15 protein-coding genes are annotated in these 13,550 nt (G+C 63.7%); 4 read left to right on the top strand and 11 right to left on the bottom strand.

Features of this window, described 5'->3' with window-relative positions:
* Window positions 1-72: 72 nt before the first annotated feature.
* From XH81_RS07555 to XH81_RS07535, 5 genes are all read right to left on the bottom strand, one after another.
* Window positions 73-1,677: a TRAP transporter large permease gene (locus XH81_RS07555; RefSeq protein WP_028141428.1), complete on the bottom strand. Its 1,605-nt coding sequence runs from the start codon at window positions 1,675-1,677 to the stop codon at window positions 73-75.
* A complete protein-coding gene (locus XH81_RS07550; RefSeq protein WP_028141427.1) occupies window positions 1,674-2,213 on the bottom strand; it encodes a TRAP transporter small permease subunit in 540 nt (179 codons plus the stop codon). Before XH81_RS07550 ends, XH81_RS07555 begins: the two co-directional genes overlap by 4 nt.
* A gap of 300 nt (window positions 2,214-2,513) precedes the next feature.
* Window positions 2,514-2,750, bottom strand: a complete 237-nt coding sequence (locus XH81_RS07545; protein WP_028141426.1) for a hypothetical protein — start codon at window positions 2,748-2,750, stop codon at window positions 2,514-2,516.
* Between the two features lie 1,123 nt (window positions 2,751-3,873).
* Window positions 3,874-4,647, bottom strand: coding sequence for a gamma-glutamyl-gamma-aminobutyrate hydrolase family protein (locus tag XH81_RS07540; protein ID WP_028141424.1), 774 nt, complete (start codon window positions 4,645-4,647; stop codon window positions 3,874-3,876).
* Between the two features lie 91 nt (window positions 4,648-4,738).
* Complete coding sequence (locus XH81_RS07535) at window positions 4,739-5,437, bottom strand: hypothetical protein (RefSeq protein ID WP_028141423.1); 699 nt, start codon at window positions 5,435-5,437, stop codon at window positions 4,739-4,741.
* A 141-nt stretch (window positions 5,438-5,578) separates the two neighbouring features.
* Here XH81_RS07535 and XH81_RS07530 point away from each other — a divergent pair, with 141 nt between their 5' ends.
* A complete protein-coding gene (locus XH81_RS07530; protein WP_085968110.1) occupies window positions 5,579-6,715 on the top strand; it encodes an AI-2E family transporter in 1,137 nt (378 codons plus the stop codon).
* A gap of 82 nt (window positions 6,716-6,797) precedes the next feature.
* On the opposite strand, the gene XH81_RS07525 is transcribed toward XH81_RS07530, so the two are convergent.
* The 6 genes from XH81_RS07525 to XH81_RS07500 form a co-directional block, all read right to left on the bottom strand.
* On the bottom strand, window positions 6,798-7,094 hold the full coding sequence (locus XH81_RS07525; protein ID WP_028141421.1) for an antibiotic biosynthesis monooxygenase family protein: 297 nt from the start codon (window positions 7,092-7,094) through the stop codon (window positions 6,798-6,800).
* 101 nt (window positions 7,095-7,195) lie between these two features.
* A complete protein-coding gene (locus tag XH81_RS07520; RefSeq protein WP_028141420.1) occupies window positions 7,196-7,435 on the bottom strand; it encodes a hypothetical protein in 240 nt (79 codons plus the stop codon).
* Between the two features lie 60 nt (window positions 7,436-7,495).
* Window positions 7,496-8,716: a GGDEF domain-containing protein gene (locus XH81_RS07515; RefSeq protein ID WP_028141419.1), complete on the bottom strand. Its 1,221-nt coding sequence runs from the start codon at window positions 8,714-8,716 to the stop codon at window positions 7,496-7,498.
* A 229-nt stretch (window positions 8,717-8,945) separates the two neighbouring features.
* Entirely contained in the window at window positions 8,946-9,425 is a 480-nt protein-coding gene (gene rpsI, locus XH81_RS07510) for a 30S ribosomal protein S9 (RefSeq protein WP_008547917.1), read from the bottom strand.
* A gap of 1 nt (window position 9,426) precedes the next feature.
* Entirely contained in the window at window positions 9,427-9,891 is a 465-nt protein-coding gene (rplM, locus tag XH81_RS07505) for a 50S ribosomal protein L13 (protein WP_008137961.1), read from the bottom strand.
* Window positions 9,892-10,049: 158 nt separating this feature from the next.
* The gene (locus XH81_RS07500) at window positions 10,050-10,478 is read right to left on the bottom strand and encodes a PaaI family thioesterase (protein WP_028141418.1); all 429 of its coding nucleotides are present in this window, start codon (window positions 10,476-10,478) and stop codon (window positions 10,050-10,052) included.
* Between the two features lie 85 nt (window positions 10,479-10,563).
* Here XH81_RS07500 and XH81_RS07495 point away from each other — a divergent pair, with 85 nt between their 5' ends.
* The 3 genes from XH81_RS07495 to XH81_RS07485 all read left to right on the top strand — a co-directional run bounded on the left by XH81_RS07495 (window position 10,564) and on the right by XH81_RS07485 (window position 13,508).
* Window positions 10,564-11,388: an enoyl-CoA hydratase gene (locus XH81_RS07495; RefSeq protein ID WP_028141417.1), complete on the top strand. Its 825-nt coding sequence runs from the start codon at window positions 10,564-10,566 to the stop codon at window positions 11,386-11,388.
* Window positions 11,389-11,493: 105 nt separating this feature from the next.
* A complete protein-coding gene (locus XH81_RS07490; RefSeq protein ID WP_028141416.1) occupies window positions 11,494-12,078 on the top strand; it encodes a CoA-binding protein in 585 nt (194 codons plus the stop codon).
* 149 nt (window positions 12,079-12,227) lie between these two features.
* Window positions 12,228-13,508: an O-acetylhomoserine aminocarboxypropyltransferase gene (locus XH81_RS07485; protein ID WP_028141415.1), complete on the top strand. Its 1,281-nt coding sequence runs from the start codon at window positions 12,228-12,230 to the stop codon at window positions 13,506-13,508.
* Window positions 13,509-13,550 lie beyond the last annotated feature (42 nt).

Below are 13,550 nucleotides of genomic sequence, written 5' to 3'. Positions count from 1 at the left end.
CAAGGGCAGCGTTCGCAGGTCACCGGCAGCCCTCCAATATCTTTGGATCAATCCCCGGGCGGAGATACTTCCTCAATTCTTCGGCTGGCCGAAATCAAGCGGCGGCGGCAGCTCGATGTCCGGAATTTCGATCTTGATCTTGTCCAGATCCACCTTCCTCGGAGCATCCAGCAGCCCCGTGACCGTGATCGGGAATGCGATGACGACCGCAACCATGATCGCCTGCAGGCCGATCCAGGGCATAGCGCCCCAATAGATGTCCGAGCTCTTGACCTCCTTCGGCGCAACACCCCGCAGGTAGAACAAGGCGAAGCCGAACGGCGGATGCAGGAAGGAGGTCTGCATGTTGACGCAGAGCATGACACCGAACCAGATCAAGGCAGCATCCGCCCCGACGACGGGAGTGAGCAGCTTCTGCGCGATCGGCGCGATCATCGGGATGATGATGAAGGCGATCTCGAAGAAGTCGAGGAAGAAGGCGATGAAGAAGATGAACAGGTTCATGAAGATCAGGAATCCCCAGACCCCGCCCGGCAGCGATGTCAGCATGTGCTCCAGCCAGACACCACCGTTGCAACCGAGAAAGACGATCGAGAAGCAGGTCGATCCGATCAGGATGAACGTCACCATGCAGGTGATGCGCATCGTGGTCTCGTAGCCCTGCTTGACCAGGGTGCGCAGGTCCGGAATCCTGACCGCCTCGATGCAGACCCAGGCGACGGCGAGATAGGCAATCGCGAAGGCGATCTTGAACGGCAGATTCGGCGTGAAGTAGATCCCGATGATGGTGCCGACACCCGCCGCCGCAACGCCGACGAGCAATATCTTGCGGCCAGCCAGGCTGAAATCCTTGTGATGGATGACGGCAAGGACGATCGCGCCGACGGCGCCCATCGCGCCTGCTTCGGTCGGGGTGGCGAGGCCCAGCATCATCGTGCCGAGCACCACGAAGATCAGGACAGCGGACGGAATGATGCCCAAAAGGCATTTGCGCCAGAGCGCCCAGCCAGTGAGCGTCCTTGCTTCCTTGGGCACGGCCGGAACGTGGCCCGGCTTGATCACGCTCAGCGCAAACGTGTAGCCGGCGAACAGTGCGATCTGGAGGATCGAGGGGCCCCAGGCGCCCAGATACATATCGCCGACCGACTTCCCGAGCTGGTCCGCGAGCACGATCAGAACCAGCGAGGGAGGCACCAGCTGGGTAATGGTGCCGGAGGCTGCGAGCACGCCGGTGATGTAGCGCATGTTGTAGCCGTACCGGATCATCACCGGCATCGAGATCAGCGCCATCGCGATGACCTGCGCCGCCACGGTGCCCGTGATGGCGCCGAGGATGAAGCCGACGATGATCACGGAATAGCCGAGGCCGCCGCGAATGGGACCGAACAATTGCCCCATTGAATCCAGCATATCCTCGGCGAGGCCGCATCGTTCGAGGATCGAGCCCATGAACGTGAAGAAAGGAATTGCCAGCAGCAGCTCGTTGGCCAGAACGCTGCCGTAGATGCGCTCCGGGATGGCCTGGAGGAAGCTGAACCCGAAAAATCCCTCGTGAATCGCGAGAAATCCGAACGAAAGCCCGAGAGCGGCCAGCGTGAAGGCGACCGGAAATCCGATCAGCATGGCCAGGACCAGCCCGCCGAACATCATCGGCGGCATCATTTCAATCGTGATCATTGGGTCGGCCGCTCGTATTTCGCATCGATCGTGACTTCACCACGCAAGGCCGCAATGCGTTTGATGGCCTCCGAGACGCCTTGCAAAGCCAGCATGAAGAATCCCGCAGGCAGGACAAATTTGATCGGCCACCGGAGGAGGCCGCCGGCATTGTTGGACATTTCGCCGATGATGAACGAGTTGTGGAACATCGCCCATGAGAGGTAGCTGAGGAGCAGGCACGCCGGGACGAGGAATACCAATGTCCCGATCAGGTCGAGCCACAGCTGGCCGCGCTCGGAAAGCATGAGGTACATGATTTCGACGCGCACATGCTCGTTACGCTTGAAAGTATAGGACGAGCCGAACATCACGACGACGGCGAACATATACCACTGCGTCTCGAGCCAGCTGTTGGAGCTGTAACTGAAGGCATAACGGATCATCGCATTTGCAGCGCTGACCACGCAGGCCGCGAGCACCAAAACGTTGCAGACGTTGCCGACTTTTTCATTCAGCCAGTCGATAGCCGTACTTACCGCCAACAATGGGCGCATCGATGCCTTTTCCCCGCTCGCTGAGTGCTACCCCCCAGGCGAGCAGGACCATGGCGCTGCAGCAGCAGCCTTCCATTTCTGCGCGGGAGCTAGTTCCCCTCCTGATGCTTCCGCCCGTTCTTGTTTTGGGCAAGACAAGACATGTTCAGGTCTCGCCAGCCGCGTGAAGCGAGGCCACCATTACCGTCGCCCAATTCCGGGTCAACAGGAAAATTGGACAGTTTGCCGCAGCGGGGTCTAAAACATCGTCGCAGTGCTTAACGGGTTGACCTGCGGGGCATGGTCGAAGCGCGGGCGCGCCTACCCTTCCACGTCGTACTGCTTGCAGAGGTGATCGCCGATCTGGACCAGCATGGCAACGCATTCAGGGTAGCCGGGCCGGTCCGAGGTGGCCTGGTCCGCGCTGGCTCGAAACTCCCAGGAAGTACCATCTCGGAGGATCGAGATTGTCATTCCATCGGGACAATCGGCGTGGACCTTCAACTCGGCCTTCGCCATGGCGATCAGTTCGCTTTCCGTCTTCACAGGTCTGCTCATGAAGGTCATCCTCCGTCTTGGGGCAGAACTTTAGTTGTATCTGCCAAATCCACCAAACAAGTCTTCCCGATAAAGCAGCTACCGGCATTGGGATAGCGCAATCCCTTCCGGTCCGCTCGGTCAGCGATGGGGATCACTCCCCGAGACGCGTCGGGCAAAACACCCGGTCAAGTCCTTGGCGCAAAAATATTCCGCTTTCCCGAATTTCGGATTTGTGGCATACCCTCGCCCATCCCGGCCCCTGCCAAAGGGGCGCTTCGCGATCGTCACGAGATGCGGGCCGGGTGGCGGTGGACGCGGTAGCGCCGGCGCGGCTCGGCATGATGACAGGGCGGGCAACCGTGAGTCCTCAGGCCACGCGATACGACACGGCGCGGTCACAGCGGTTTCGTCGATGCCAGAGGGCGAGCACACGCAAGCCTTCCGGGATTTCGGCGGGATCGTCCGCGGACGGAGAAGTCGTGTGGTCCTGACGCCCGGGGTCTGTGCGTCAAGGCTTGCGGTGATGCGGCGGCCCGACCGGGCACGCGCATCGATCATCCCGCAAGGCGACGGGGGCAATAGTGCATCGCTCCCCGAGGAGAGCACGAAGGACACCGTTAAAACCAGCCGCGCAGGGAAGGCCGGGCGACCGGCATCACCTGTGGTCCACCCCGTGTGCATCTTCGTCGCGCACGGACTTGCGGGTGCCGCCGGCGCCCGGCCTTCCCTGCGCCCTTTGGTCTTCAAGGAGCGCGAACGACAGCAAGCCTCGGGCGAAACGCGCCGCGAGAGCGCGAAGGCGTGTCTGCGAGTTGCGCTGAGAGCGTGGAGATGCCGACGATGCACCTTGCTCCGTTATTGCGAGGAGCTCTTGCGACGAAGCAATCCAGAATCCCACCGCGGAAAGATTCTGGATTGCTTCCGCCTTCGCCAAGGCTTCGGCGGACAAGTCGCTACGCTTGCAATGACGGTGGGAGAAAGCGCCTCAGCCGCCTCTCGTGCCCCGGACGCAGCGCAGCGCCCCTTAGCGGTGCGCTGCAGAGCCGGGGCCCACGTCACAACGGTGCGCGGTGCGGCGCTGGGTCCCGGCCCTGCGCCGCAACGCATACGCGTTGCAGCTTGTCCGGGACACGAGAGTACCCTACGCCGCCGCGCGTTGCCGCGCGACCAGGGCCTCGCCAAAGGCTTCGAACAGCTTGCGGTTGACCGGATTGCGCTGGGGATCGTATTCGGCGTGCCATTGCACGCCGAGCGCGAAGGTCGGGGCTTCCGCGATCCGGATCGCCTCGATGGTGCCGTCCTCGGCGACGCCCTCGACCAGCACGCGCTTGCCGGGATCGAGGATGCCTTGGCCATGCAGCGAATTGACCCTGATCTTCTCGCAGCCGAGCAGTTTTGCGAACGCCCCGCCCGGCGTCAGTTCGACGTCGTGACGGTCGGCGAACACCACGGTCGGATCGGGGTGGATCTCGCCGTTCTCGAGCCTGGGCATGCGATGGTTCATGCGGCCGGGAATTTCGCGGATCTCGGGATGCAGCGAGCCGCCGAAGGCGACGTTCATCTCCTGGAGGCCGCGGCAGATGCCGAACAGCGGCACACCGCGGGCGACGCAGGCGACCGAAAGCGCCAGCGCCACCTCGTCGCGATGGATATCGTACGGCTCGTGGCGCTCGCAGGGATCGACATTGAAGCGGGTCGGATGGACGTTGGCGCGGGCGCCGGTGAGCACGATGCCGTCGACCACGTCGAGCAGCGCGCCGATATCGGTGATATCAGGCGCGCCCGCGAACATCATCGGCAGGCCACCGGAAACCTCGGCCACGGCGCGCAAATTGCGCTCGCCGACCATCTGGACCTGAAATCGATTTTCGACGCGATGGGCATTCCCGATCACGCCGACGACCGGCTTTCTCATCTGTCGTTCCGCGCCTCTCCGATAAGAAGATTCTCCAAACATGCCCTTGGGCTGGAACAAATTCAACAGAAGGGATCGCGGGACGGCAATGCTATTTTCGCGCAAATGCCTCCCGGGCCTCGCCCCCGGCGGGCAGCCCGGCGGCCTGCAGTGCGGTTGCGGCAGGATCGCCCGGGGCGGCCAGCCAGGGCAGTTTCGCATCGATGCCGCGCGTCACGGGCTCTCCGAGCACCCCACCGAAATCGATCGGCCAGAACCCGTTGGGCTCGACCTCGGCAGTGATGCCCCGGATCGCATAGCCCTCGCCCAGAACCGCCTCCGCATGGTCGCCGGCGACAAGGCGGGCCGTCTTGGGATCCTTGGGATCGCCAAAGCTCACGAGCACCGGCACGAGGTCTGCCTGCACCGGGACAACGCCGGTCAGCCGGTGGATATCGTTGAACGAGACGCGGTTGCCGCGCGCGGCGCCATAGGCACGGAGCGCGACATAGTTGATGTCGTCGAAGTCCAGCTTGGCGTCCTGCCGGTGCGCCAGCAATGCCACCAGATTCTTGCTCTGGCCGAGGTCGACGAACACCGCCTCCCCGCGCATCGTGGTGCGGCCGCCGCGGTTATAGTTGCGGTCGGGCACGACGGCCAGAACGCCGGATCCGGCCTTGATCCCGTCAGGCGTCGTGACCTCGACCGTGAGACGAAATTTGTGGCCGGGCCGGTTGATCCGGATCTGGTCGCCGACCACGAGCACGGCGAGAAGCCCGAGCAGACCGGCCCATTTGCTGATGAAGCTCAAACCGCCCCCATTGCTCTTTCCTCATCGCTCTGCACCGTCGGCACGCCGACGTCAAATCAGCGCGTTGACGCGGTCTTGATCCGAAGCGCGTTTGCCCGGAGAGTGCAGCGCGCATTGCGCTGAAAAGGACCCGATGTGACCATGTCGTCCAAAGATGAACGCTCCCGGACCCGCGGCGACCTCGCTTGGGCGATCTCGGTCGGGGGCATCGGCGTCGTGCTGTTCACCGCGCTGCTCGCCTTCACCTGGTATTTCGCCGCCACCCTGCTGCTGATCTTCACCGGCATGCTGCTCGGTCTCGGCCTCAACGCGCTGACAGGCGCGCTCGGCCGCCGCGTGCCCCTGCCGCATCCGGTGCGGCTCGCGATCGTCTGCACCGCGCTCGCCCTGATGCTGGCCGGCATCGCCTATCTCGGCGGCGCCACCATTGCCGAACAGGCTTCGCTGCTGAGCAAGACCATCAAGTCGCAGATCGGGAACGTGAAGTCCTTCCTGGACAACCACGGCATCGACACCAGCTTCTTCGATTTCGGCAACGGCGCGACCGACGCCTCGGCCACTGCGCCGTCGGAGACGGCGCCCGCACCAGCAGCGCCCTCGCGCGGTCCCCTGCCCGGCGCCGGCGCGCTGGCCTCCAGTGGCGGGGCGATCGTGAGCCAGACTTTCAAGCTGCTGCTCGGCACCATCCACGGTGTCGGCAACATCTTCATCGTGCTGTTCCTGGGCTTCGCCTTCGCCGCCCAGCCGGCCGTCTATCACGACGGTCTGCTATTCCTGGCGCCTGCCAGGCACCGCACCCGCGTCGCCCTCATCATCGATCGCATCAGTGAGACTCTGGAGCGCTGGCTGATCGCGCAGATCATCGTCATGCTCGCGGTCGGCGTGGTGACCTGGATCGGGCTTGCCATCATCGGCATCCCCAGCTCGTTCATCCTGGGAATTCAGGCCGGCCTGCTCGCCTTCATCCCGACCATCGGGGCCATCATCGCCGGCGTCGTCGTGGTGCTGGCGAGCCTCGCCTCGGGCTGGATCCCGGCGCTATCGGCCTTTCTGCTCTTCATGGGCGTGCACGCCATGGAGAGCTACGTGCTGACACCGATCCTGCAGCGGCAGGCGCTGGACATTCCGCCGGCCACCCTGTTCGCGTTCCAGATCGTGCTCGGCGTCGTGTTCGGCATCTGGGGCCTGGCGCTGGCACTGCCGCTGGTCGCCATCGCCAAGGTCATGATCGACCATTTCAAGACCTATGAGGCGCCGCCTTTGGCAGAAGCGGCCTAGAGCATGATCCGGACCCGAAGGGCCGCGTTAGCGCAAAGTGCGCAGCGGTTTTCCGATAAGATCATGCTCCAGAAATAAACCCTCAGGTCGTCAGCACGGTCTCGGTGTGCTCCACCTCGGGCGGCGAGGCAAAGTACTGGCCAACGAGGCCCCGCCATTCGGTGAAGTTTTCCGAGCCGCGGAAATCGACGGTGTGATTTTCCAGCGTCGCCCATTTCACCATCAGCCGGTAGCGCTGCGGCTTCTCGATCGATTTGTGCAGCTCGAAGCCGTGAAAGCCCTTGGAGCGGCCGAAGGCGGCCCTGGCCTTGGCGACGGCGGCCTCAAAGTCCTTCTCGCTGCCCGGCTTGACGTCGATTTGCGCGATCTCGGTGATCATCGGTTTCCACCCTTTTTGTTCGATGGGCGTGTCTAGCGCAGGCAGCAAGAAAGAAAAAGGCGCCGAAACGGCGCCCTGGTCGGCCCAAAAATGCAGGTCTCTCAGAGCAGCAGCAGGACGGTGCCCGCCACGATCAGGGCGCAGCCGATGAACAGCGCGAGCGGCCAGTAGCTGCGGCGGCCTTGCGTGTAACGCCCCTGCGCGCGGCGCTCGGTGATCAGCGCGCTCTCGTATTCGTCCGCGGTCGAGAACAGACAGGCGAAGCCGCTGCGTGCCGAGGCCGCAGCGGCTTCGAGCGACATCAGGGCAGCTTGCGGGTTCTGTCGACGGATCGATTCCATGACCGCAATGGTAGGGATCGAATGGTAAACAGAGGATTACCGCGGGTGCTGCCTTGCGTCTCAGGCGGTAGCCGGCCGCGGCTGCGGCGCACTGATCCGCGCGGCGCTCTGTCGGCGCCAGTTCTCCAGCGACAGCGGCAGCTCCTCCGCCGCCTCGACGCGGTTACGGCCGCCGCGCTTGGCCTGGTAGAGTGCGGTGTCGGCCGAAGCCAGCAGCACCTCGAGCTCGGTGCCGGCGGGCCCGCCGGCGACGCCGATGCTGACGGTGGTGTCGACCGGGCCTTCATCGACCACGACGCCGGACGTCTCGAACGCCTCGCGCACGCGCTCGGCGACCAGCACGCCCTCCTCCAGCGAGCACGGCAGCAGCGCGGCGAACTCCTCGCCGCCGATGCGGCCCGACATGTCGGTGATGCGCAAATTACTGACGACGACGGTGGAGAACAGTTTCAGCATCTCGTCGCCGGCGGGGTGGCCGAAGCGATCGTTGATCGACTTGAAGTGATCGATGTCGAAGATCATCACGGTCACGGGACGTCCGGCCTTGGCCTCGCGCTCGATCACGCGGCCGCAGGCTTCCGAGAAGCCGCGCCGGTTGAGCATGCCGGTCAGGGGATCGGTCGACGCGGCGGTGCGGTGCGCGGTCACGGTGCGCTCGGACACCAGCATGAAGATCACGAACACGGTGCCGACGGCGTAGAGGATGAGTTCAACCGCGAACACCTTGACCCAGATGCTCTGGGAGAAGCCGGCATCGTGCGGACGCAGGAAGCTGCCGATCAGGACCGGCAGCATCAACACGCAGCCATGCATCACGGGCATCACGAAGGCCGGCCAGCGCCGCTGCAGGCTCTTGCGCCGTTCGGTCCAGAGCTCGCTGGCGGTCAATGCCGCGTAAACCGAGACGATGCCGGCGCCGATGATCATCCGCAACATGGATGCCTCGGGGTCGAGCAGCGTGACGGCGGCGACCCAAGCGAGCGCGCCGAGCACGAGACCCGGCCAGTTCGGCTTGCGGCCGTGGAAGACCCGCGCCGCATTCCACACCATGCCACAGGCGACGAAGCCGACCGCGTTCAGCGCAAGGTAAAGATGCGGGCCCAGCCTGTCGCCGGCCGCGGTCCACAGCGCGACGGAGGCGGCACCGAGCAGATACGCGGTGCCCCACCATTTCAGTGCAGGGCTGTTCTCCTGCCTGCCGAAAAACACCATCATGGCGCCGAGCAGTGCGGCAACCATGGTGGCGACCAAATAGAGCGTGATGCTATCGAGCGACATCATGTCGGCCCCCTCTAGAACATAGCAGTTACGCGACCGGCCCAGCCGATTTGCGCGCCCTTCCGAATGCGACGCTAGGTCGCGCGAGTTCCATTCAGGTTTTCGCGGGAGGCCAAGTTTTCGGGAAACACGCCATCAATTTGCATACAAACGAACAACAAAAAGGGCGCTGAAATCAGCGCCCTTTTGCATCTCATTGAAGCCGCTTTCGCGGCGAATGTGACCGAAGCGATTAACGCTTCGAGAATTGGAAGGACCGGCGGGCCTTGGCCTTGCCGTACTTCTTGCGCTCGACCACGCGGGAGTCGCGCGTCAGGAAGCCGCCCTTCTTGAGCACAGAGCGCAGCTCCGGCTCGAAATAGGTCAGCGCCTTGGAGATGCCGTGACGGACCGCGCCGGCCTGACCGGACAGGCCGCCGCCGGCAACCGTGCAGATCACGTCGTACTGGCCCGAACGCGCGGCCACGGAGAACGGCTGCTCGATCATCATCCGCAGCACGGGACGGGCGAAATAGACCTCGACCTCGCGCGAATTGACGGTGACCTTGCCGGCGCCCGGCTTGATCCACACGCGGGCGACCGCGTCCTTGCGCTTGCCGGTGGCATAGGCGCGGTTGAACTTGTCGACCTTCTTCTCGTGCTTGGGCGCATCGGGCGCCGCCGCCGTCTTGAGCTGCGAGAGCTGGTCGAGCGACTGGATGGATTCGGCCATGTTATGCGGCCCTCGTGTTCTTGCGGTTCAACTTGGCGATGTCGATCTTCTCGGGCGTCTGTGCCTCGTGCGGATGATCGGCGCCGCCATAGACGCGGAGATTGCCCATCTGGACGCGACCGAGCGGGCCACGCGGGATCATGCGCTCGACGGCCTTCTCGAGCACGCGCTCGGGATGCTTGCCCTCGAGGATCTGGCGCGCGGTGCGCTCCTTGACGTGACCGACATAGCCGGTGTGCTTGTAATAGGTCTTCTGCTCGCGCTTGCGGCCGGTGAGGACCGCATGCTGCGCATTGATGATGATGACGTTGTCGCCGCAATCAACGTGCGGGGTGTAGGTCGGGAGGTGCTTGCCGCGCAGGCGCATGGCGACGATGGTGGCGAGGCGGCCGACGACCAGACCCTTGGCGTCGATCAGCACCCACTTCTTCGTCACCTCAGCCGGCTTTGCCGAAAAGGTTTTCATGTCAGAGTTTCCGTGGACGGGGAGCATCGGCGCGAACACCGCACCGGACTGCGCGGTTTTCTAGAGAAGAGACGCGCAACGGTCAATGCCCGGCGGCGGAAATTAGTACCGTAATATCAATGGCTTGAAAATATGGTGCTATATTACCTGCAAAAAGCTCAAACATTTGGAATGGAATAGGTCGAGGTGACATGGGCGATCGGATCGGGCGAGCTGCCGGACAACAGTTTCACCTCCCCGACCGCCAGCCGCTTGCCGAGCTTGAGCAGCCGCGCCTCCGCCAGCACGTCCTGCCCGGGCCCGCCCTTGCGCAGGAAGTTGATGTTGAGATTGGTGGTGACGGCGAGCCCGACAGGCCCGATCGCGGACAGGAGGACCACGTACATCGCGAAATCGGCCAGCGCCATCAGCGTCGGGCCGGACACGGTTCCGCCGGGTCGCAGCATCCTTTCGCTGTAGCGCTGGCGCAAAAGGCAGGTCTGGCCGTCCGCGCTTTCGATCGTGATGTCGTCGCCGCTGAAGGCCTGGGGAAACTCGTGGCGGAGGAACTGCTCGACCTCTGCCACGCTCATTTTCGCTAACGCCATGCTGTTCCCCACCCTCGCTTCACTTGCCCTGTTACATTAAGTTATCTGCGTCATTCAAATGCAATAATCCAACGGAAACGCTTCGATGTCCGCCCAGGCTGCCCGCGCTCCCTCCCCGCAACCGCCGATCCTGCTGCGCGAGACCGTAGGCCCGATCGCCGTACTGACGCTGAACCGCCCCGCCGCGCGCAACAGCCTGTCGGCGGCGATGATCGCAAGCCTGCATGCCGAGCTCAATGATATCAGCAGCGACAAGGCCGTCCGCGGTGTCGTGATCGCCGCCAACGGTCCCGCCTTCTCCGCCGGCCACGACATGAAGGAGCTGACCGCGCGCCGCACTGACCCCGATCGTGGCCGCGCCTTCTTTGCCGAGATGATGACCGCCTGCAGCGCGATGATGCAGGCGATCGTGCACCTGCCAAAACCTGTGGTCGCATCCGTCCGGGGTATCGCGACCGCGGCCGGCTGCCAGCTCGTGGCCAGCTGCGATCTCGCCATCGCCTCGGAGGACGCGAAATTCGCAACGCCGGGCGTCGACATCGGCTTGTTCTGCTCGACCCCGATGGTGGCGCTATCGCGCAACGTGCCGCGCAAGCAGGCGATGGAGATGCTGCTGACGGGCGAGCCTGTTACGGCCGCGCGCGCCCGCGAGATCGGCCTCATCAACCGCGTGGTGCCCGCCGGCACCGAACGCGACGCCGCGATCGCGCTGGCGGAGCAGGTCGCGCTGAAATCGGCCTACACCGTCAAGCTCGGCAAGGAGGCGTTCTATCGCCAGGCCGAGATGAGCCTTGTGGATGCCTATCGCTATGCCGCAGAGGTAATGACCGAGAACATGATGGCACGCGATGCCGAGGAAGGCATCGGCGCCTTCATCGAGAAGCGCACGCCGACATGGCGGGATGAATAGAATTCGTCATTGCGAGCGAAGCTAAGCAATCCGGAAATCCCTCCGCGGAAAAAGACTGGATTGCTTTGTCGCTTCGCTCCTCGCAATGACAAGGAAAAAGAACAAATGAACCACGACTCCTATTCCGACAATTACATCCGCGCCATCCTCAACAGCGTGAAGTCGATCGCGATGGTCGGCGCCTCGCCGGTCAATGTGCGGCCGAGCTATTTCGCATTCAAATATCTGGCGCAGCGTGGCTACGACATGATCCCGGTCAATCCCGGCCATGTCGGCAAGGAGCTGCTCGGAAAGCCCTTCATCGCCTCGCTGTCCGACATCGGCCGTCCCATCGACATGATCGACATCTTCCGCAATTCCAGCCACATCATGCCTGTCGTCGAGGAAGCGCTCACGCTCGACCCGCTGCCGAAAGTGATCTGGATGCAGCTTGGCGCACGTGACGACGTGGCGGCAGCGAAAGCCGAGTCGGTCGGTATCAAGGTGGTGATGAACCGCTGCCCCAAGATCGAATATGGCCGCCTGTCGTCCGAGATCTCCTGGATGGGCGTGAATTCGCGCACGCTCAGCTCCAAGCGCGCGCCGGCACCGACGCAAGGCATGCGGCTATCCCTCAATCGGATGAGCGTCGGCGGCGGCGACACAGCGGCCTCCGATCGTGCCGCCAAAAACAAGACCGAGCAAAGCTGACGCAATTGCGAGGGATTCATTTTGCCAACGCGACAATGCGTAGCAAGATCATTCCCAAATGGTCTTGATGTGACACGGCGCCTTGACGCCGAGCGCGGCGCCCATCAGCATGCCGCGCGATTTCAGACCAAGAGAACAGGACGCCCTCAATGAGCGATCGCCTTCCGGGATTTTCAACCCTCGCCGTGCATGCCGGTGCACAGCCCGACCCCACCACCGGCGCGCGCGCGACTCCGATTTATCAAACGACGTCGTTCGTGTTCAACGATGCGGACCACGCCGCCTCGCTGTTCGGCCTGCAGGCGTTCGGCAACATCTATACCCGCATCGGCAATCCCACCAACGCGGTGCTGGAAGAGCGCGTCGCCGCGCTCGAAGGCGGCACGGCCGCGCTTGCGGTGGCCTCGGGCCATGCCGCACAGGTCGTGGTGTTGCAGCAATTGATGCAGCCCGGCGACGAGTTCATCGCCGCGCGAAAACTCTATGGCGGCTCTATCAACCAGTTCACGCACGCCTTCAAGAGCTTTGGCTGGAACGTGGTGTGGGCCGATCCCGACGATATCGCAAGCTTCGAGCGCGCGGTGACGCCGCGCACCAAGGCGATCTTCATCGAGTCCATTGCCAATCCCGCCGGCAGCATCACCGACATCGAGGCGATCTCGACGGTGGCGCGGAAGGCGGGCGTGCCGTTGATCGTCGATAACACGCTGGCCTCGCCCTACCTGATCCGCCCGATCGACCACGGCGCCGACATCGTCGTGCACTCGCTGACGAAGTTCCTGGGCGGTCACGGCAATTCGCTCGGCGGCATCATCGTCGATGCCGGCACCTTCGACTGGTCGACCGGCGGCAAATATCCGATGCTGTCGGAGCCGCGACCGGAATATCACGGCATCCGCCTGCAGGAGACCTTTGGCAATTTCGCCTTCGCGATCGCCTGCCGCGTGCTGGGCTTGCGCGACCTCGGCCCCGCTCTGTCGCCGTTCAACGCCTTCATGATCCTGACCGGCATCGAGACCTTGCCGCTGCGCATGCAGAAGCAGTGCGACAATGCGAAAGCGATCGCCGAATTCCTCGCCGGCCATCCGGCGGTGGCGTCGGTTAGCTATGCGGGCTTGGCAAGCGACAAGTATAACCAGCTCGCGCGCAAATACGCACCGAGGGGCGCGGGCGCCGTGTTCACCTTCAGCCTGAAGGGCGGCTATGACGCCGGCGTCAGCCTGGTGTCGAAACTGCAGCTGTTCTCGCATCTCGCCAATGTCGGCGACACCCGCTCGCTGGTGATCCATCCGGCGTCCACCACGCACAGCCAGCTCGACGACGCCGCCAAGGTGAAGTCCGGCGCCGGCCCCGACGTGGTGCGGCTCTCGATCGGCATCGAGGACAAGGAAGACCTGATCGCCGATCTGGAACAGGCGCTGGGGGCGTAGCTTTCCCGGTCATTCCGGGACGCCTGAATGCGCCCCGGAATG

It is taken from the genome of Bradyrhizobium sp. CCBAU 25360 (genome assembly GCF_028128695.1).
GTDB lineage: Bacteria > Pseudomonadota > Alphaproteobacteria > Rhizobiales > Xanthobacteraceae > Bradyrhizobium > Bradyrhizobium ottawaense.
Note: the sequence above shows the minus strand (reverse complement) of the source record. Positions and strands in the feature narration are given on the sequence as shown.